Origin of the sequence: Nitrincola tibetensis, from assembly GCF_003284585.1 — a bacterium.
Lineage (GTDB): Bacteria > Pseudomonadota > Gammaproteobacteria > Pseudomonadales > Balneatricaceae > Nitrincola > Nitrincola tibetensis.
Genome location: NZ_QKRX01000022.1, coordinates 1 through 18,831, shown reverse-complemented (window position 1 = coordinate 18,831; position 18,831 = coordinate 1). Strand labels below are relative to the sequence as shown.

20 protein-coding genes are annotated in these 18,831 nt (G+C 45.8%); 8 read left to right on the top strand and 12 right to left on the bottom strand.

Annotated elements, in window-relative coordinates; genetic code table 11:
- Nucleotides 1–83: 83 nt before the first annotated feature.
- From ppk1 to radC, 7 genes are all read right to left on the bottom strand, one after another.
- The gene (gene ppk1, locus DN062_RS17690) at nt 84–2,252 is read right to left on the bottom strand and encodes a polyphosphate kinase 1 (protein ID WP_112160628.1); all 2,169 of its coding nucleotides are present in this window, start codon (nt 2,250–2,252) and stop codon (nt 84–86) included.
- Between the two features lie 11 nt (nt 2,253–2,263).
- Complete coding sequence (gene hemB, locus DN062_RS17685) at nt 2,264–3,271, bottom strand: porphobilinogen synthase (protein ID WP_112160627.1); 1,008 nt, start codon at nt 3,269–3,271, stop codon at nt 2,264–2,266.
- A 492-nt stretch (nt 3,272–3,763) separates the two neighbouring features.
- Complete coding sequence (locus DN062_RS17680) at nt 3,764–4,681, bottom strand: alpha/beta fold hydrolase (protein ID WP_239995839.1); 918 nt, start codon at nt 4,679–4,681, stop codon at nt 3,764–3,766.
- A gap of 25 nt (nt 4,682–4,706) precedes the next feature.
- The gene (gene mutM / locus DN062_RS17675; protein WP_112160626.1) at nt 4,707–5,519 is read right to left on the bottom strand and encodes a bifunctional DNA-formamidopyrimidine glycosylase/DNA-(apurinic or apyrimidinic site) lyase; all 813 of its coding nucleotides are present in this window, start codon (nt 5,517–5,519) and stop codon (nt 4,707–4,709) included.
- A 195-nt stretch (nt 5,520–5,714) separates the two neighbouring features.
- Entirely contained in the window at nt 5,715–5,885 is a 171-nt protein-coding gene (gene rpmG, locus DN062_RS17670) for a 50S ribosomal protein L33 (RefSeq protein WP_112160625.1), read from the bottom strand.
- An 11-nt stretch (nt 5,886–5,896) separates the two neighbouring features.
- Complete coding sequence (rpmB, locus tag DN062_RS17665) at nt 5,897–6,133, bottom strand: 50S ribosomal protein L28 (protein WP_112160624.1); 237 nt, start codon at nt 6,131–6,133, stop codon at nt 5,897–5,899.
- Nucleotides 6,134–6,321: 188 nt separating this feature from the next.
- On the bottom strand, nt 6,322–6,996 hold the full coding sequence (radC, locus tag DN062_RS17660) for a RadC family protein (protein WP_112160623.1): 675 nt from the start codon (nt 6,994–6,996) through the stop codon (nt 6,322–6,324).
- A 119-nt stretch (nt 6,997–7,115) separates the two neighbouring features.
- On the opposite strand from radC, the gene coaBC reads away from it, so the two are divergent.
- The 5 genes from coaBC to slmA are packed head-to-tail and all read left to right on the top strand — an operon-like array spanning nt 7,116 to nt 11,774.
- Nucleotides 7,116–8,321, top strand: a complete 1,206-nt coding sequence (gene coaBC / locus DN062_RS17655; RefSeq protein WP_112160622.1) for a bifunctional phosphopantothenoylcysteine decarboxylase/phosphopantothenate--cysteine ligase CoaBC — start codon at nt 7,116–7,118, stop codon at nt 8,319–8,321.
- 8 nt (nt 8,322–8,329) lie between these two features.
- Nucleotides 8,330–8,785 carry a dUTP diphosphatase gene (gene dut, locus DN062_RS17650; protein WP_112160621.1) on the top strand — a complete coding sequence of 152 codons (456 nt, stop codon included), beginning with the start codon at nt 8,330–8,332 and terminating at the stop codon, nt 8,783–8,785.
- Nucleotides 8,786–8,794: 9 nt separating this feature from the next.
- Nucleotides 8,795–10,192, top strand: a complete 1,398-nt coding sequence (locus DN062_RS17645) for a phosphomannomutase/phosphoglucomutase (RefSeq protein ID WP_112160620.1) — start codon at nt 8,795–8,797, stop codon at nt 10,190–10,192.
- A gap of 24 nt (nt 10,193–10,216) precedes the next feature.
- Nucleotides 10,217–11,119, top strand: a complete 903-nt coding sequence (argB, locus tag DN062_RS17640) for an acetylglutamate kinase (protein ID WP_112160619.1) — start codon at nt 10,217–10,219, stop codon at nt 11,117–11,119.
- Nucleotides 11,120–11,150: 31 nt separating this feature from the next.
- A complete protein-coding gene (gene slmA / locus DN062_RS17635; RefSeq protein WP_112160618.1) occupies nt 11,151–11,774 on the top strand; it encodes a nucleoid occlusion factor SlmA in 624 nt (207 codons plus the stop codon).
- Nucleotides 11,775–11,783: 9 nt separating this feature from the next.
- Here the strand turns inward: slmA and DN062_RS17630 are convergent, their stop codons facing one another.
- Genes DN062_RS17630 through gpmI form a run of 4 tightly spaced genes read right to left on the bottom strand, consistent with a single transcriptional unit; the run spans nt 11,784 to nt 16,655 of the window.
- Nucleotides 11,784–12,626 carry a divergent polysaccharide deacetylase family protein gene (locus DN062_RS17630; protein WP_112160617.1) on the bottom strand — a complete coding sequence of 281 codons (843 nt, stop codon included), beginning with the start codon at nt 12,624–12,626 and terminating at the stop codon, nt 11,784–11,786.
- 3 nt (nt 12,627–12,629) lie between these two features.
- The gene (locus DN062_RS17625) at nt 12,630–13,913 is read right to left on the bottom strand and encodes a S41 family peptidase (protein WP_205126771.1); all 1,284 of its coding nucleotides are present in this window, start codon (nt 13,911–13,913) and stop codon (nt 12,630–12,632) included.
- A gap of 37 nt (nt 13,914–13,950) precedes the next feature.
- The gene (locus tag DN062_RS17620) at nt 13,951–15,090 is read right to left on the bottom strand and encodes a murein hydrolase activator EnvC family protein (RefSeq protein ID WP_133256781.1); all 1,140 of its coding nucleotides are present in this window, start codon (nt 15,088–15,090) and stop codon (nt 13,951–13,953) included.
- A gap of 14 nt (nt 15,091–15,104) precedes the next feature.
- The gene (gpmI, locus tag DN062_RS17615) at nt 15,105–16,655 is read right to left on the bottom strand and encodes a 2,3-bisphosphoglycerate-independent phosphoglycerate mutase (RefSeq protein WP_112160614.1); all 1,551 of its coding nucleotides are present in this window, start codon (nt 16,653–16,655) and stop codon (nt 15,105–15,107) included.
- A 158-nt stretch (nt 16,656–16,813) separates the two neighbouring features.
- Between gpmI and DN062_RS17610 the strand changes: the two genes are divergently transcribed.
- Genes DN062_RS17610 through secB form a run of 3 tightly spaced genes read left to right on the top strand, consistent with a single transcriptional unit; the run spans nt 16,814 to nt 17,981 of the window.
- Nucleotides 16,814–17,230, top strand: coding sequence for a rhodanese-like domain-containing protein (locus DN062_RS17610; protein ID WP_112160613.1), 417 nt, complete (start codon nt 16,814–16,816; stop codon nt 17,228–17,230).
- A gap of 3 nt (nt 17,231–17,233) precedes the next feature.
- Nucleotides 17,234–17,485 carry a glutaredoxin 3 gene (grxC, locus tag DN062_RS17605; RefSeq protein ID WP_112160612.1) on the top strand — a complete coding sequence of 84 codons (252 nt, stop codon included), beginning with the start codon at nt 17,234–17,236 and terminating at the stop codon, nt 17,483–17,485.
- 31 nt (nt 17,486–17,516) lie between these two features.
- Nucleotides 17,517–17,981, top strand: a complete 465-nt coding sequence (gene secB, locus DN062_RS17600; protein WP_112160611.1) for a protein-export chaperone SecB — start codon at nt 17,517–17,519, stop codon at nt 17,979–17,981.
- An 18-nt stretch (nt 17,982–17,999) separates the two neighbouring features.
- Here the strand turns inward: secB and DN062_RS17595 are convergent, their stop codons facing one another.
- On the bottom strand, nt 18,000–18,659 hold the full coding sequence (locus DN062_RS17595) for a tRNA-uridine aminocarboxypropyltransferase (RefSeq protein ID WP_112160610.1): 660 nt from the start codon (nt 18,657–18,659) through the stop codon (nt 18,000–18,002).
- Nucleotides 18,660–18,831: the final 172 nt, after the last annotated feature.

Genomic DNA, 18,831 nt, shown 5'->3' with positions numbered 1-18,831 from the left:
TAAACCAGCTATTGATCTGCATCCAGACAAAAACAGCGACTATTATAAGTCGCTGTTTTTGAATGTTTCTAGGAAGGCTAAATCTAGAGTGTTGCAAGCTCTTCTAAGAGTGCTTGTTGAGCACTAAAGCGCTCTTCTCCTTCGGCAGGCTGCAGTAAAGAATAGCTTCCATCTGAATGCAACTCCCAGCTTTGGCAGTTATCTTTTATATAGTAGTCGAGCTCTTTCTTGATTCGCTCAGCATGCTTACCCATGATTTGGAAACCCGTTTCAACACGATTGAGCATATTGCGTTCCATCCAATCGGCACTGCTGCAATACACCAATGGATCGCCCGCATTTTCAAAATAGTAAACACGGGTATGTTCTAAGAAGCGGCCAATGATTGAATGCACACGGATATTTTCTGAGATTTCAGGCAACTCAGGGCGCAGTCGACACATTCCACGAATGATAAGATCAATTTGCACACCCGCTTGAGACGCTTCATACAACCCTCGGATCAAGCGCGGCTCAGTTAAGCCATTCACTTTTATAACAATGCGGCCAACTTTTCCAGCTTGGACATTGCGTATTTCATTCTGCATCAGCTCGATCATTCTCGCATGCAGTGTGAAGGGCGCATTAAACAGCTTCTTCAGTTTTTGGATCTTACCCATACCCGTTAGCTGCTGGAAGACTTTATGCACATCCTCCCCAACGTCTTTATCACACGTCAGATAGCTATAGTCAGTATAGAGACGAGCGGTTCCTGAGTGGTAATTCCCCGTACCTAAATGACAGTAGCGCACTAAGTTATTGCCCTCACGGCGAATAATCAGCATCATTTTGGCATGTGTTTTATATCCAACCACACCGTACACGACCAAGCATCCCGCTTCCTGAAGACGACTGGCGAGCTGCAAGTTACTTTCTTCGTCAAAGCGCGCACGCAACTCAATCACAACCGTGACTTCCTTGCCATTTCGAGCCGCTTCGACCAGCGAGTTAACAATGTCGGACTTGACGCCTGTTCGATATAGCGTTTGTTTAATCGCAATCACATCAGGGTCTTTGGCCGCTTGTCGCAGCAGATCTATCACCGGCGTGAACGACTGAAAGGGGTGCATCAGTAATTGATCATTTTTACGCAAGATACCGAAAATATCTTTACTGGTTTTCAATTTGCCCGGTAAGCCAGGCGTAAAGGGCTTCCAGCGTAAATGCGGATGATCAACCAAGTCTCTCACTGCCATCAAACGGTTTAAGTTAACGGGCCCATTGACACGGTAAACTTGGCTATCGTTCAAATGAAATTCAGCAATCAAGAAGCTGATTAATTCCTCTGGTGTGCGTTGATCAACCTCAAGTCTCACGGCATCCCCGTATTTTCGTGAGTGAAGCTCCCCTCTTAAGGTTCGTGCTAAATCTTCAACCTCCTCGATATCGAAACTTAAATCTGCATTTCGAGTAATCCTGAATTGGTAACAACCTTTTACACGCATGCCAGGGAATAGCTCATCTGCGAACTCATGGATAATCGAAGAAAGGAAAATGAGGTTGTCACCACCTTCACAGAATTCATCCGGTAAGCGAATCAACCTTGGCAAAGACCGCGGTGCTGGAATAATGGCAAGACCCGTTTCGCGACCAAAGGCATCTTTCCCTTCTAGCTGAACAATAAAGTTCAAACTTTTGTTAACCAGCCTAGGGAAGGGATGGGATGGATCTAACCCAATTGGGCTGATCACGGGCACTATTTTCTCTTCAAAAAAGGCTTTAACCCAACGTTTTTGATCTGTGGTCCAAGCGCCTCTTCGCACAAAACGTATTCCCTGCGCATCTAGGGCAGGAAACATAATTTCATTGAGAATTTTGTATTGCCGATCCACATTCACTTCACAAATCTCGCGAATTTTCTCCAGCACTTTTTGAGGGTGCATCGCATCTGGACCGACATCTTCGCGTCCGTATTTAAGTTGGCGAAGTTGTTCAGCCACTCGAATTTCGAAGAACTCATCCAGATTGCTCGAGAAAATCAGCAGAAACATCAGCCGTTCCAACAAGGGATAACGCTCATCAAGCGCCTGCTCCAGAACCCGCACGTTAAACTGCAAATGACTGAGTTCCCTGTTGATATACAACTCTGAAGCTTTTAAATCGACGGGCACTTTTTCGATAGGGTCTATCGTCGGCAAAATTTCACGACTTTCAAGCAAGGCTGCAGCCGCCAGGGCTTCAGCTTCCAGTTGTTCTATAACCTCTTCACTCATTTGCAATTTCCTTAATTTAGCTCTTGTGCGGCACGCACAGCAAAATAACTTAAAATACCATCGGCTCCTGCCCGTTTGAAAGCAAGCAAGGACTCCAGCATAACACTACGTTCATCTAGCCAACCTTGTTGAAAAGCCGCCATATGCATCGCATATTCGCCACTGACCTGATAAACAAAGGTCGGAGCTTTCAGCTCTTCTTTAACGCGTCGTACGATATCAAGATACGGCATGCCTGGCTTAACCATCACCATATCAGCACCTTCTGCTAGGTCCAGTGCGACTTCGTGCAATGCTTCATCACTGTTAGCAGGATCCATCTGATAACTGTATTTATTGCCTTTACCCAAGTTACCCGCAGATCCGACTGCATCTCTGAATGGGCCGTAATACGCACTCGCATACTTAGCTGAATAGGCCATGATGCGGGTATTCACAAGCCCGTGCTCCTCAAGTGCCGCACGAATATAGCCGATACGGCCATCCATCATATCACTGGGTGCAACCACATCGGCGCCTGCCTGCGCATGAGATACGGCTTGAGCAACAAGCGTTTCAATGGTTCTGTCATTTAAAACATAGCCTGAATTATCAATGATTCCATCTTGGCCATGCGTAGTAAACGGATCAAGCGCAACATCCGTGATCACACCTAAATCAGGACAGGCGTCTTTGATTGCTTTCACAGCTCGCTGAGCTAAGCCATCTGGATTAAATGACTCTTCAGCTAACTCGGACTTAGCTGTCAACGGAGTTACAGGAAACAATGCAATGGCCGGAATCCCTAAACTCACCAATTCTTGTGCTTTCTTGACCATGAGATCAATGCTCAACCGCTCAACACCCGGCATTGAATGAATGGTCTCACGCTCCCCTTTACCTTCAATAACAAAAGCTGGATAAATAAGATCATTGGGGGTCAGCAGGTTTTCTCGCATTAAACGTCTGGAAAAATCATCGGCACGCATCCGACGCATTCGCGTTTCAGGGTAGTAACGCTGACTATTGTTAAATCCCACGTTGGACTCCTCATGTTGACTATTGAAACTAGGCTATATGACAGTATGATGACAAAAAGATGCCATCCGCATCTTTTCCTAAAAACAGACTATACAAGATAACTAGCTTAGCCTGTTCGAGAATAGCTGGCACCTATTTGACAAGTATAGTTTTTCACTTTTTTGAAGTTTTAAGACATTTTAGGAAAAACTCCTATATCCTAAAATTTTTCTATAGGCATAATAGCTCTTGTGGATCTCCTGTTCATGGAATGAATTGAAGGAAGGCAAGTACAGCGGCCACGGATGCAGTATGCAGAGCAGCGATGTTTGGGTTCGCAAGGATTAGGAAAGCCAGTCTAAAAGAGGGGCATGTTAAGGATAACATGCCCCTTTTACTTTTATGTCGCCTTGATCTTTTATGTCAAGAATACAACATCTGCGCCGTACTCCCCGTTCTGAATAAGCAGCGTATTGTATAAATACTTCTGCTAGCAATCGCAGCTGACTCAATCAAAAACTACGCTTGAACCAATCGGATACAACCTGTGACAAATGCTTTGGATTATCCCAAGGAATCATATGCCCCTCTCCTGGCACCTTGATGAGCTCAAATGGGTGACGCAGCGTCCGCACCACTTGCTCGGAATATTCATAAGGCAACACTTCATCATGCTCACCATGAATAATAGCAGACTTGAATGGATAGACTTTTTTAGCCACACCACTGGTATGAGTAAACAAGCTTGCCAAAGTCCCTATGGGATAGTCGAAAATAATTCTAGGATCATTGTTGATTTCTCGACCTGCTGGATGGCCGGATAACAGCTGTTCGTAATCAATGAAGGACTTTAAAGGCAAGCACGCCGCAGGAAAAAACAAAGAAGTGCCCCATGTCCATGCCCAGCCAAACTGATGCAATAAGTCCGGCGCAATTTCAGTCACCAACAAAGTTCCACACAAGATGGACTTAATTCGTGCATCTCGTTCGGCCAAGGCAACCGCAAGCAACCCTCCTATTGAGTATCCATAGACTCCAATAGGACCTTTAAAACGTTCAGATAAGGCATCAACAATCTGAATCAAGTCCTGTACAACCTGCTCGACACGATAATCACCACGTGCGCCTTTCGAATAACCATGGCCACGCAGATCAATGCCGATTACATTAAATCCGGTATCAGATAAATCGGATAAACACTCAGCATAGAGTTCAGAATAGGTGCCGATTCCTGGTAGAAACAAAATTACTGGGGCCGCTTCATCATACGTATAAAGCTCTGCGTGTATTTCATCATTGACAAAGCGTAGTACTTCACGACGTGCCAAATAGGGATCTAGACCAAGTTTTTTCCGAAGTTTAGCCCGCTGAGCAGGGTCGTCATTAACGGTATCTGATGTCATCGACAGCCAGTTAAATGCTATATTCACGTTTTAAACCTCTTCAGTTTCATTATTAGCACTGGCAAACCTTACAAAACACCGTGCTTCGCTGTCCCATACGTACTTCTACCAAGATATTCTCACATACTTTACAAGGCAATCCTTTGCGGCCATAAACATACAACTCCTGTTGAAAATAGCCAGGCTTACCATCACCACCCACAAAATCACGCAGGGTCGTCCCTCCTCGCTCAACAGCATAAGTCAATATACGCTTAACTTCCTGGGTTAAACGCTCCACATCTTGTAAAGAGAGCAAACCTGCTGCTTTTTGAGGGTCAATTCTAGCGGCAAACAGTGCCTCATTCGCGTAGATATTTCCAACGCCTACAACAACCTGTGCATCCATTAAGAAAGTTTTTATTGCTTGAGTTCGTCCCTGACACTTCAAAAACAAATACTGAGCATTAAATTCATCAGTTAAGGGCTCTGGCCCCAAACGAGTGAGCAAGGGATGAATTTCGCCCTTTGCCTGCCAAAGTATCGCTCCAAAACGTCTAGGATCTGTAAAACGCATCAATTGTCCAGAGCTCAAACAGAAATCTGCATGATCATGTTTAGCCACGGGAGTGCCTTGCTCCACAATCCGTAAACTACCCGACATACCTAAATGAATCAGCATGACACCTCGGCCAACATCAATCAGGAGATACTTACCTCGCCTATAGACGCCCTCAATTAATTGATGTTCGATCAACGTCGCAAGGTCATCCGGTACAGGCCAGCGAAGTTTCGGCTGGCGAATCATGACCTTATCTACACGATGACTAAGAATATGGGGCTCTATTCCACGTCGAGTGGTTTCTACTTCGGGCAATTCAGGCATGATTACTGTCTTAGCTAAGCGAGGTTATGAGTCTATACAAGGAATACGTTGTGCAATCTCAATACCGATTAGCACAGGCAACTAACTAGAGTGTATCAGAAGTGAGCCTCAGACCTTAACTTATCATCGGGTCAGGCAAAAAAAAGCCCGGCACTTAGTGTCACCAAGTCCGGGCTTTTCGAAGCAAATTAAGAATTACTTAATTTTAGCTTCTTTATACATTACATGCTTACGCACGACAGGATCGTATTTTTTGAATTCGAACTTGTCTGGTGTGTTGCGCTTGTTCTTGTCAGTAGTGTAGAAGTGTCCTGTTCCGGCTGAGGAAACCAGGCGGATCTTCTCACGAGCACCTTTTGCTGCCATCGTCTAGCTCCTTAAACCTTTTCGCCACGAGTACGCAATTCAGTCAGAACTGAATCGATACCCTTTTTATCAATAATGCGCATACCTTTAGAAGATACACGCAGACGTACAAAGCGGTTCTCGCTCTCAACCCAAAAACGGTGCCAATGCAAGTTAGGCAAAAAACGACGACGCGTTTTACGGTTAGAGTGTGATACATTGTTTCCGGTCATCGGGCTTTTACCCGTAACCATACAAACTCGAGACATTGTATTAATCCTGATACATAAGTTAATTGACCCTATCCGATGTTTATTGAGAGCGACACTATGACTCTCTCAGGCGGAGCGTCCACTGACCCGGACAAAATACCGTACCATTATGGGATAGAAGGGCGCATATTATACCGCTTTATCCTTCATTTACCAGTTAATTGATGATTTTTTCACCAACAGACTCAGATCCACCCTCGCTCGGCAAAAGAAACCACTTCGCCATCACCGATAACCATATGATCTAGAACGCGAATATCGACAACAGCTAAGGCTTCAACAAGTCGGTCGGTAATCTGACGATCCGCCTGCGAAGGCTCGGCAATCCCCGAAGGATGGTTATGGCTAAGGATAACTGCGGCGGCATTATGCGCTAATGCGAGCTTTACCACTTCTCTTGGATAAACGGATGCGGCATTGATGGTCCCGAAAAACAAAGCTTCATAGCGAATGACCCTGTGACGGTTATCGAGCAGCAAGCATGCAAAAATCTCGCGCGGTTCGTGCCTTAATTTCGCCGAGAGGTAACGTCTGACAACATGCGGGCTTTCGAGCGCAGAGTCTCTCATTAATGTTGACTCTAAGTGCCGTCTCGACATTTCCATAATGGCTTGCAGCTGAACATATTTAGCTTGGCCTAGGCCGTGCGCCTGACAGAAATCCGACTCGTTGCTTTCCATCAGAGGCCGCAGCCCACCAAAGCGATGAAGCAACTCTCTTGCAAGATCAACTGCCGACTTGCCCGCAATTCCCGTGCGCAAAAAAATGGCCAATAACTCAGCGTCAGATAAGCTGGTGACACCTTGAGATAAGAGTTTTTCTCTTGGTCTTTCGGCAACAGGCCAGTGACGTATAGACATAATAAACTTCCCTAGTTCCGATTTATCAAGCTTCCCGCTTGAACGAGTCTACGCAAATGCAAAGTGAAATGTTATCTTATCAAACTTCTGGAACACATGGGAAATCGGATCTCTAAGCCATGCTAAGACTGACCAATCGACAGATACTACTAGGAATAACTGGGGGGATTGCAGCTTACAAAAGCGCAGAGCTCACTCGCATGCTTAAAAAAGCAGGGGCTGATGTCAGGGTTGTCATGACACCTGCCGCTGCGGAGTTCATTACCCCTTTAACCTTACAGGCCTTATCGGGTAACCCAGTTCACCTACAGCTTCTTGACCCAGAAGCTGAAGCTGGCATGGGACATATCGAGCTGGCGCGTTGGGCTGACCTTATTCTAGTGGCCCCCGCAACAGCGGACTTTATGGCACGTGTCGCAGCAGGTATGGGAAATGATCTTCTCACCACCCTATGCCTAGCTTCCGATGCGCCCCTGTGTTTAGCGCCCGCTATGAATCAAGCAATGTGGCGCGATCAGCAAACTCAACTAAACGTTCAAGCATTACAAGCAAGAGGCATCCAGCTCTTTGGACCAGCGTCTGGTGAACAAGCCTGCGGTGATACGGGCATAGGACGTATGCTAGAGCCAGAAGCGCTACTACAGGCTATTGCCAACCAATTTGATTATGATCTACTAAATGGTAAACGTATTGTTATCACAGCAGGGCCCACCCGAGAAGCGATAGATCCTGTTCGGTTCATATCCAATCACAGTTCTGGGAAAATGGGGTACGCTTTAGCAGAAGCTGCGGCAGATGCCGGTGCAGAAGTCATATTAATTAGTGGTCCGGTCAATTTACATGCCCCAGCACATGTAAAACGCATTATGGTAGAATCCGCGCAAGATATGCTTGATGCCGCCTTACATACCGCTGACAACTGTGATGTTTTTATTGGAGCAGCCGCCGTTGCAGACTATCGCCCAGAGTTCGTATCAACGAACAAACTCAAAAAGGGTAAAGAAGAATCAATGGAGATTCGACTCATCAAAAACGCTGACATCATTGCCACCATTGCAGCCCTACCCAACAAGCCCTTTACCATAGGGTTTGCAGCTGAAACCAACGACGTCTTAAATTACGCACGCGAGAAGCGCCTTCGTAAACAGTTGGATATGATTATTGCCAACGATGTGTCGATTGCAGGTATCGGTTTTAACAGTGATGAGAACCAAGTCACGTTAATCACATCAACCGATGAAATATCCCTACCTCAAACATCAAAACGCCAGTTAGCACGTCAATTAATCGAACATATTGCCCCACACTTACCTACAACACGATGATGACAACAATGAAAAAGCTTCAAGTAAAATTGATCGACTCTCGGATTGGTAATGAGTTTCCTTTACCAAGTTATGCCACTGCTGGCTCCGCAGGTTTAGATCTGAGAGCTTGTTTGGATCAGGCGCTCACACTAGAGCCAGGACAAACCGAGTTAATTCCGACCGGCCTAGCCATCCATATTGAAGACCCAAACCTATGTGCCATGATCTTGCCTAGATCAGGACTAGGACACAAGCACGGTATCGTGCTGGGTAATCTGGTTGGTCTTATAGATTCAGACTATCAAGGACAACTGTTTGTATCCTGCTGGAACCGAGGCCAAACAAGGTTTGTAGTCGAACCTGGTGAGCGCATTGCCCAACTGGTCTTAGTGCCTGTGGTTCAAGCAGAATTTGAGGTGGTGAGTGAGTTTTCGGACTCAGATCGAGGGGACGGTGGCTTTGGCTCTTCCGGTCGTCACTAAAGGCTAAGCATGGAACAGCCACACTATCCCAAGCCCAAGTTAAATTCGCACATTTTTCGAGCCTATGATATTCGAGGTGTGGTCCCTGACGACTTATCCGACGACCTTGTCTGGCATTTAGGACGCGCCTTTGCACAGCAAGTCAAAAACCTAAATAAACAGCAAGTGATTGTTGCTGCAGATGGTCGTTTATCCGGACCACACTTAAAAGAAGTCTTTATGCGAGGGCTCCTCGCGTCTGGCTGTGACGTAGTGGATATAGGGTTTGTACCAACGCCGGTTCTCTATTTTGCAACCGAGCGTTCGCAAGACCAGTGCGGCGTAATGATCACCGGCAGCCATAACCCTGCCCAATACAATGGCTTTAAAATGGTGTTGAATGGCAGCAGCTTAAGCGCAGATGACATTCAAGACCTGCACCAATTGATCGAAAGGCAGTCCTATTTTGAGGGCCAAGGTAAACGACAAATAACGAATGTCTGCCCAGACTATTTATCTAGGATTATCAGTGACATCAAGCTACAACGCCCTTTAAAAATCGTCATTGATTCTGGCAATGGAATTGCCGGGATGATCGCACCAGAGCTGTTCGAGCAATTAGGCTGCCATGTAATTCCCTTGTATTGTGAAGTAGACGGTCACTTTCCCAATCATCACCCTGATCCAAGCAAGCCCAAAAACCTAATTGACCTGATCAGCTGGGTTAAGCAACATCAAGCAGATCTAGGCATTGCCTTTGATGGTGATGCAGACCGAATGTTTATTATCTCGGATGCAGGCCAAATTCTATATCCAGATCGAATTATGCGTTTTTTTGCAACGGATCTTTTAAAGCGTCATCCTAAAGCCGAAATTCTTTATGATGTTAAATGTTCACGACGACTGCCTGCACTCATTCAGGCACAAGGTGGAACAGCAACGCTTTGGAAAACTGGGCACTCGCTCATGAAACGAAAACTAAAAGAAACAAGAGCACTGCTTGCAGGTGAAATGAGCGGCCATTTTTTCTTCAAAGAGCGCTGGTATGGTTTCGATGATGGCCTATACAGCGCAGCTCGTTTCATTGAGCTACTGGCCGCACAGTCTCTCACCTGTGAGGAGTGTTTCATGCATTTTCCAGAAGACATCAGCACCCCAGAGCTCACACTTGCGGTATCGGATGAGTCGAAGTTTGATCTTGTCGAGCGGCTAGCGATGATGCCTTTTGAGACAGGTCAAGTCTCTCGTATTGACGGATTACGTGTAGACTTTGAAGATGGCTGGGGACTTGTCAGAGCATCGAACACCACACCGTCTCTTGTCCTTCGCTTTGAGGCCTCGTCCATCGAAGCCTTAAAAAAAATTCGCCATGACTTCCAAATTCGATTGCATCAAATTGATAAATGCCTGACGATTCCTCAAGAATAATTTTTTCGTATAAGGACTAAGACTATGCCTTTAACTCGCCAGCAAGCCATTGCCACTTCTCAAATTTTGAGTGAAGCAATGCCCTACATTCAACGTTTTGTCGGAAAGACGTTGGTCATCAAATACGGTGGCAACGCAATGACGGACGAGAAATTAAAAGCCAGCTTTGCGCGCGATATCGTCATGATGAAACTAATCGGCATCAATCCGATTGTTGTGCATGGCGGTGGTCCCCAAATTGGCAACCTACTCGAGCAACTTAAGATTGAATCGCACTTTATCAATGGCATGCGCGTCACCGATTCCAAAACCATGGACGTTGTCGAAATGGTGCTCGGCGGAATGGTAAACAAAGAAATTGTTGGTTTGATTAACAGTGCGGGAGGAAAAGCAATCGGTCTGACAGGTAAAGACGGTGAGCTATTGCGGGCGCGAAAGCTAGTCGTTAAACATAAGACGCCCGACATGGAAGCACCTGAAATCATCGATATTGGTCATGTAGGTGAAGTAGAAAAAGTCAATGTCAAAGTACTCGACATGCTTGTAAACTCTGACTTTATCCCAGTGATTGCCCCCATAGGAGTCGGTGAAGATGGGCATGCATACAATATCAATGCGGATTTAGTTGCTGGCAAAGTTGCGGAAGTTTTGCGGGCAGAAAAGCTAATTCTATTAACCAACATTGCTGGCTTATTAGATAAAGAAGGCAAGGTGCTTACGGGTCTATCCACCGCACAAGTCGATGCCTTAATAGAAGATGGCACTATTTATGGTGGCATGTTACCGAAAATAGACTGTGCTCTCAGTGCCGTAAAATGTGGTGTCAACTCCGCACACATTATTGATGGGCGAGTTGAACATGCCTGCATGCTTGAAATTTTCACCAATGAAGGCGTTGGTACGCTAATTACCAACAAAACACTTTAACTCTTGGTAAATAAGGCCTTAAGGCAGGAAAATGGCTGACAAAGAACAGAACAAACACTCACGGCGAGAGCAAATACTTCAGGCACTTGCCCAAATGTTAGAAGTTAACCCAGGTCAGCGAATTACCACTGCGGCCTTAGCACGGGAAGTTGGCGTCTCGGAAGCAGCTCTGTACCGTCACTTCCCAAGCAAAGCTCGAATGTTTGAGGGCCTGATTGGCTTTATTGAAGAAACACTTTTTTCTAGAATCAGGCTCATCACTCAATCGAGTGCAACACGTGTGCGCCAGTGTGAGCAAATTCTGACACTTCTACTTGCCTTTGTTGAGAAAAACCCAGGAATGGCCAGGATTTTAGGCGGAGATGCCCTTTCAGGTGAAACCGAACGCTTGCGCATTCAGGTGAATCAACTCTTCGAACGTATGGAAACTCAACTCAAACAGCTTATGCGAGAAGCTGAACTCACAGATGGCATTCGAACACTCATTCCACCAACAGCCTGCGCAAATCTTCTGATGAGCGTTGCAGAAGGTCGGATACGGCAGTTTGTTCGCAGTGAATTTAAACGCAGGCCAACGGAACATTGGCCTGAACAATGGCCTAAACTTGCTGAAAGCCTATTCAAGCGCCAGGCAGCGAGCCCTGCGGCACTTTAACTTCAACTGTTAATTGCTCAGCGTACTGGACAGAGCCTGTACAGCCTCTGTCTCAGTGTGCAGAGACACATCCGATGACCACTCTTGCAGCGCCTCTATATCTCTTTGTTGATGTAAAAAGGCCGATGCAGCAACCAATTGAATACCTAGCTCATCCAAACGCGGTAGTGCCGTCGCTAAGTATTCAATCGTTACCGGATATGGGTGTCCAATGATGATCGCATGACCCTTTTCTTGCGCAAGTTCTATCGCTTTCAAAAACTGTTGGTCAACAAATTCATAGGTTATTTCATGATCCAGAAAAATATCGCGTGTCAGAGATGGAATACCTTGTCGCTGTGCCACCTTAAACGCAACACTATTCGATGTTGTGCGGCTATCTAAAAAAAATAGGTCTCGTTCTGCTGCGACCTCCATCACCCAACGCATTGACTGCTCATTTTGGGTGAGCAGACTGCCCATATGGTTATTCAGCCCCAATACTAATGGCAATGAATCCAAGCTCTTTTTGAGCTCACCTTTGAGCTCTGACTCACTCTGATGTGGATATAGCCCCCCCTTACCAATCGGGATACCGGCAATATTCGCCATGGGCGCATGTAGAATAACATCCTTCCCGGTTGCCTCTGCAAGTTTAGATAAGGCCGTTGCATGAGGTGTGTATGGCAAAAAAGCGAAGGTAAGAGGGCCAGGCAGTTCAATCGCAGCCCGGCCATACTCTAAGCTTTGGCCAATATCATCAATCACAATCACAATTCTAGGGGGTATTTCAACAGAATTAGGGGCTGAACTTACCCATGAGCACCAAACGCAAAAAACGGATGACGTCAAAAATTTTGACAAATTACGCACGCATCAACCCCTAGTCGCCTTCATAATACTCAAACCTTTTAATAAGTTAAGTGCTTCGTATAACTGAAAATCACGTTCTTCAGAATCTCTCGTGACAGAAGACTCTCGATGGCTAGTAGAACTTCCCTCCAAATGACCGCTTAAATCACGCTCACGCAAAACCGGGGCGGTTTCTATAGCCGTGATTCGGGCCTCCTCGACCTGAATATCCGGACGAATACCCTCAGCTTGAATTGACCGCCCCTCGGGGGTGAAATAGCGAGCGGTAGTCAACTTAACCGCACGATCCGAGCCCACGGGCAAAATGGTTTGAACAGAGCCTTTTCCAAAACTATCCGTCCCCATGATCACCGCACGACCATGGTCTTGCAGCGCACCTGCAACAATTTCCGACGCTGACGCTGAGCCCGAATTAATCAGTACCACGACAGGCACATCAGGCAATAATGTTGCTTCACTCGCATTAAAGCGCATTTCAGAGTTAGGCAACCGTCCCTCAGTGTACACAATCAAGCCATCCGATAAGAAAGCATCACTGACTTGTATTGCAGCCTGTAGGACGCCACCTGGGTTGTTGCGTAAATCCAACACCAGCCCTTTCAGCTCGCTCAAGTCTTGCAAGGCATTGACTGAATTACGTAGTTGAGTTGCTGTGTTACTCTGGAACTGACTGATCCGTATATAGCCATAATGTGTTTCAAGCAAACGATGCCGAACACTGGTCACACTGATGTTCTCCCTTACCAGTCGGACTTCAAAAGGCTTTTCTACACCATCCCGTACCAATGTCAAAACAACGTCAGTGCCAACCTTCCCTCTCATCTTATCAACCGCATCGTTAAGACTGATCCCTTGGACCGCTTCATCGTCGATTTTAGTAATTAAATCGCCTGCTCGAATGCCTGCTCGTTGCGCTGGAGTATCGTCTATAGGTGCAACTACTCGAATAAAACCATCTTGCAAGCCAACTTCAATACCTAAGCCACCAAACTGTCCACTGGTTTGCACCTGCATATTTTGAAAGGCTTTAGGGTCCATGTAAGCTGAATGCGGGTCTAGTCCCGTCAACATCCCACGTATTGCATCCTCTAGGAGTTTCTGATCCGACACGGGCTCTACATAAGCCGATTTGATTCGATCAAACACTTCTGCAAACAGTCGAATCTCATCAATTGGCAACCCATCTTCTGTCTCGACAGGTGTCGCAAAAACCAAAGCTGGCATCACTAAACAAGCGGACAGTAAGAGAGAAATAATCGGCTTCTTGATATTAGGGTAACGGTTCATAATCATCCAATCCTAACAAATATCGGAACATTAAAATTTAAGGCTTAGTTAACCAAACAGAAGGGTCAACGGGACGTCCGTTGTGACGTATAGCAAAATACAGGCCGACTTCTTCATGCCCTCCGCTGTTCCCAGCAGTAGCAACGACTTGGCCTGCGCTAACCCAATCGCCTGGCTCTTTGAGCAGGGTCTGATTATGACCATATAAACTCATATAGCCCGAACCATGATCTAAAATCAAGACTAAACCATAACCTCTTAGCCAATCGGAAAACACCACTCGACCATGATGAATAGCTTTAACATCAGCTCCCTGCGACGCTCGGACTAAAAGACCTTCAAATGCCACACCACTGTGTTGAGCACCAAAACGTCGTGCAATACTGCCTTGAATTGGCCAAGGTAACTTCCCTCTTAAAGACGAAAAGGTTTGATTGTCTCGTGTTAAATTTGACAACTCAAGTGAACGTTGTATCTGTGCAAGAACTTGCTGTAGCTGCTCTTGATCCTGCTGTTTTTGAGCCAGTTCTCGCTGCTCTCTCTGCTGCTGCTCAGCCAACTCTTTAATTTGTTTTTCTCGTTCAGCTCTAGCCGCTGAAAGACGAGCTTGCTCTGCCTGTAAGCGCTCTCTACGTTCATGAATGCTCGCCTCGGTTGCTCCTATACTTTGTCGAGTGTCCGTTAAACGATTAAGTTGCTCTTGGTAAACTCGCAACTGCTCACTCAACTGCTGATTCACTCGATCAAAATACTTTAGCATTCTTTCCAGCTGATCCGGATTCTGCTGCTGTAGCAGCAACTGGATTTTAGGCTGACGGCCTTGTCGATACTGCTCTAGCAAAAGCGTTTGGATTAGCTCCCTTCGCTCTGTCAGCTGATTTTCTAACCCTTGACGCTGAGACTGGAGCCCTGCCATATTATGATTAAGTTCATCCAACTCTTGATCTGTTTTACGTATCTCAGCCACAACCCGACCTATTTCTCGTTCAGCATTTGCAAGCGCTTGCTGCTCACTTCTTTGACGAGTGGCTGTTTGTGAAATACTGGACTGGAGCTGATGTATTTCGCGCTTTAAACGCTCAATCTGTGCAGCGGTAGCTTGTTGGTCTTGAGCCATTGAGAAAGGGCTGCACAACAGCAGCCCCAAGCAAGCCCATAGGTAGAATTTGTTTTTCACAAGCCAAATATCAATCAGTGGAACGTTACTAAAGAGTGCCCTGTCATTTCTGCAGGCGGCTCAATATCCATTAAGTTCAATAGAGTAGGCGCTAAATCGCATAGAGCTCCATCACTCAACGTGACTTGATGAGCGCGAGGACCGTCATAAATTAAGGCAACTGGCCAAAGAGTATGAGAGGTATGCGCTTGGCCGCTTTCAGGGTCCTGCATCATTTCCACATTGCCATGGTCAGCGGTAATCAGCGTTTCACCACCGATTTCTCGCATTGCATCGATAACACGTTTGATACAAACATCGATAGCCTCAACGGCCTTCACCGCTGCATCAAACTTTCCTGTGTGTCCAACCATATCACCATTGGCAAAGTTACAAACGATCAGGTCATATTTGCGAGCTAGAATCGCTTCCACTAGACGGTCCGTAACCTCAAATGCGCTCATTTCAGGCTGTAAATCGTATGTCGCCACCTGTGGTGAAGGAATTAAAATCCGGTCTTCACCTGGATAAACAGCTTCTTGTCCACCATTGAAGAAAAAGGTGACATGAGCATATTTCTCAGTTTCAGAAATACGCAGCTGAGTTTTCCCTCTTTTAGATAAAAATTCACCTAGATCATTCGAGAGAGCCGTCGGAGGAAATGCACAGCTTGCATCAATGTTGGCTGCATATTCTGTCAACATAACGTAATCACTTAGGGCTGGCGCCGACGTCCGTACAAATCCATCAAAGTCCTTCTCGACAAAAGCACGCGTGATCTCGCGTGATCTATCTGGACGGAAATTAGCACAGATAACTACATCTCCGTCTTGAATAAGGCCCTTTGGGTGGCCCGCCATATCGGTAATCACTGTCGCCTGTACAAATTCATCATTTTCATCACGAGCATAGGCTTCGCCTAAAGCTTGTTGCGGAGATTGCGCAAAATAAGGAGCAGTACCTGCCGTCATCGCATCGTAAGCTTGTTGGACACGATCCCAACGATTATCTCGATCCATCGCATAATAGCGTCCAACAACAGTTGCAACAGCACCCGTTCCCAAACGAGCAAAGGTTGCTTCGGCGGCTGCAATCGAAGGTTCTGCTGATCGTGGAGGCATATCTCGACCGTCAAGAATTGCGTGTAAAAATACTTTTTTCACGCCTTTTTTCACGGCCATTTCAATTAGTGCAAACATATGCTCTTCATGGCTGTGAACACCTCCTGGCGACAATAGCCCTGTGATATGTACAGCAGAGCCCTTCGCAAGAGCACATTCAATCGCACTCACCAATGCTTCATTCTGCTCAAACTCTCCATCGGCAATCGCCTTAGAGATGCGAGTAAAATTTTGATAGACAACACGGCCTGCTCCAATATTCATATGACCAACTTCTGAGTTGCCCATTTGCCCTTCGGGCAACCCAACGGCAAGTCCTGACGTTGATATACGAGAGTTAGGGTTAGATGCTAACAGCATATCCCAAGTAGGTGTATTCGCCGCTTCGATTGCCGAAGAAGGGGTTGACTCAATCCCGAACCCATCGAGAATGATCAGTGCTTTGGTTGCTCTTCTTTCACTCATTGTCTGTCATCTGTATTGGAGGGTTAATAATATCCGCCATTTTACTGACAAAATACAATTATAGCTAACGCTGAACAGGTATAAGTCTTATCCGAGGGCCTCCTACATTGTATACTTGTTAACTTAAGAATTTATAAATGCGCTGAACGGAACCCATGATGGAACAACTCTTTGAATTTATATCAAACCACTATTTTCTTGTCCTAGCTTGGCTAATTACACTTGCTGTCTTACTTTGGACTGAAAAGAATAAATCGGGTCGCTCAGTGACTCCTGCTGAAGCGACACGGATGATCAATAAAGAATCTGCTATTGTTGTTGATATTCGTCCGAAAAAAGAGTGGGATGCAGGCCACATTGCTGGTTCTAAAAACATCCCTTTTGCTGACATGGAACGACGCATCTCTGAACTCGACTCTGCTAAAGAAGTCCCAATAATTGTTGTCTGTAATTTAGGCCAAGCGGCAGGTAGTGCAGGTAAAAAACTGAAAAGCGCCGGATTTACAAATATTTCAAGGATGAGTGGCGGTATCACCGAATGGAAAGCTCAACACTTACCTATAGTGAAGAAATAATCCATGGCAATTGTAACGATCTATACAACTCGAACTTGCCCCTTTTGCGTAAGGGCTAAGTATCTACTGAAACAAAAAAACGTTGAATTTACCGAAATTGATGTCGGGTCATCGCTTGAGCTCAAACGTGAAATGATTGCACGCAGTGGCCGTCAAACAGTACCACAAATATTCATCGATGATTTTCATGTAGGTGGATGCGATGACTTGTATGAGTTAGATCTAGATAATAAACTCGATCCACTTCTAAAATAAAACCGACCACTTACTGAGCAGGATTTTTCTAATGTCAGAAAATGCAGCAAAACCCCAATTTGCACTCCAACGTGTGTTTCTTAAGGATGTATCTCTTGAAACACCTGCAGGCCCACAGGTTTTCACCAAAGCCTGGCAGCCAGATGTCAAATTGGATTTGAACACCAAAACCAATGCACTTGACGAAACTCATTATGAAGTCGTATTAACACTGACGGTAACCATTTCCAATGATGGGAAAACAGCGCTTTTGGTCGAATTACAACAAGCAGGTATTTTCTTAATCAGTGGACTCGGTGAGGCAGAGTTAGGACATACACTTGGCGCTTTCTGTCCAAACATTTTGTTTCCTTATGCCAGAGAAGCCGTTGACAGCATGATGACTCGTGCTAGCTTCCCACCATTGATGCTAGCACCTGTAAACTTCGATGCGCTGTACGCACAACAATTACAGCAGAAAGCAGCACAGCAAGAAGCAGCACCAGAAACACATTAAGAGAAAACGCCAGCTCGCTTACGGCTTGCTGGCGCCCTCCTCCGCATTCAGATTGCGCCCTTTGGACTCATAATATCGTTGATTAAACGTCTCAAAATTCTGCAACAATGCATTTCCAGCCTCAATATCACCTATCTGAAGTAATAAAGCAGCCGCAACTTCCGCAGTGCAAACATGCCGTTCTTCACCTGAAGAGCGCAATTTATAGCGACTATCAAATAATATCGTCGGCTCAATGACAGGAAGAACATCTAAGTAGCGACTGTGTCTGAAGATACGTCTTGCCTGCCTCCAAGTTCCATCTGGAATAATAAACAGAGGTCGGTTGGGTAGCTTAGATAGATCCTTTATCATTCTGTCTGAGTAGTCTGGTGCTTCAGGAAAGACGATACAAGGGGATATCCTAGGATTGGCAAGAACCGAGATCAGGTCTTCAGTGGGTTCTAAACGAGACCAACGAGAGCATTGCGTTGATGGAAAGGTTCGCTGAATCAAACGCCCAGTGTTGGTCGGTTTGTAAAACTCATCATGATGCATCAGTAACCAAAAATCACAGGCAGCATTGCTTTTAAGTGTATCAGAGCACATGCACGCAACTACTGGCAACTTGCAGTCATCACAACGAATAACGTTTGAACCTCGTGCTATAAAGGGTTTGCGTGGATACTGGGAGTTCATGTTGTGTTCGCGATAAGTGTCTTAAAATAAAGAATGATGAAGGTCTACGAAAAAAAAGCAAAAAGCCCCTGACTCATGGAATCAGGGGCTTCTCTAAATAAATGCCTGGCGATGACCTACTCTCACATGGGGAAACCCCACACTACCATCGGCGATGACGCGTTTCACTTCT

Coding starts and splice junctions, on each gene's coding strand:
- ppk1 (WP_112160628.1), bottom strand. CDS start 2,252: ATGAGTGAAGAGGTTATAGAACAACTGGAAGCTGAAGCCCTGGCGGCT.
- mutM (WP_112160626.1), bottom strand. CDS start 5,519: ATGCCTGAATTGCCCGAAGTAGAAACCACTCGACGTGGAATAGAGCCC.
- rpmG (WP_112160625.1), bottom strand. CDS start 5,885: ATGGCAGCAAAAGGTGCTCGTGAGAAGATCCGCCTGGTTTCCTCAGCC.
- rpmB (WP_112160624.1), bottom strand. CDS start 6,133: ATGTCTCGAGTTTGTATGGTTACGGGTAAAAGCCCGATGACCGGAAAC.
- radC (WP_112160623.1), bottom strand. CDS start 6,996: ATGTCTATACGTCACTGGCCTGTTGCCGAAAGACCAAGAGAAAAACTC.
- coaBC (WP_112160622.1), top strand. CDS start 7,116: ATGCTAAGACTGACCAATCGACAGATACTACTAGGAATAACTGGGGGG.
- dut (WP_112160621.1), top strand. CDS start 8,330: ATGAAAAAGCTTCAAGTAAAATTGATCGACTCTCGGATTGGTAATGAG.
- DN062_RS17645 (WP_112160620.1), top strand. CDS start 8,795: ATGGAACAGCCACACTATCCCAAGCCCAAGTTAAATTCGCACATTTTT.
- argB (WP_112160619.1), top strand. CDS start 10,217: ATGCCTTTAACTCGCCAGCAAGCCATTGCCACTTCTCAAATTTTGAGT.
- slmA (WP_112160618.1), top strand. CDS start 11,151: ATGGCTGACAAAGAACAGAACAAACACTCACGGCGAGAGCAAATACTT.
- DN062_RS17625 (WP_205126771.1), bottom strand. CDS start 13,913: ATGAACCGTTACCCTAATATCAAGAAGCCGATTATTTCTCTCTTACTG.
- gpmI (WP_112160614.1), bottom strand. CDS start 16,655: ATGAGTGAAAGAAGAGCAACCAAAGCACTGATCATTCTCGATGGGTTC.
- DN062_RS17610 (WP_112160613.1), top strand. CDS start 16,814: ATGGAACAACTCTTTGAATTTATATCAAACCACTATTTTCTTGTCCTA.
- grxC (WP_112160612.1), top strand. CDS start 17,234: ATGGCAATTGTAACGATCTATACAACTCGAACTTGCCCCTTTTGCGTA.
- secB (WP_112160611.1), top strand. CDS start 17,517: ATGTCAGAAAATGCAGCAAAACCCCAATTTGCACTCCAACGTGTGTTT.
- DN062_RS17595 (WP_112160610.1), bottom strand. CDS start 18,659: ATGAACTCCCAGTATCCACGCAAACCCTTTATAGCACGAGGTTCAAAC.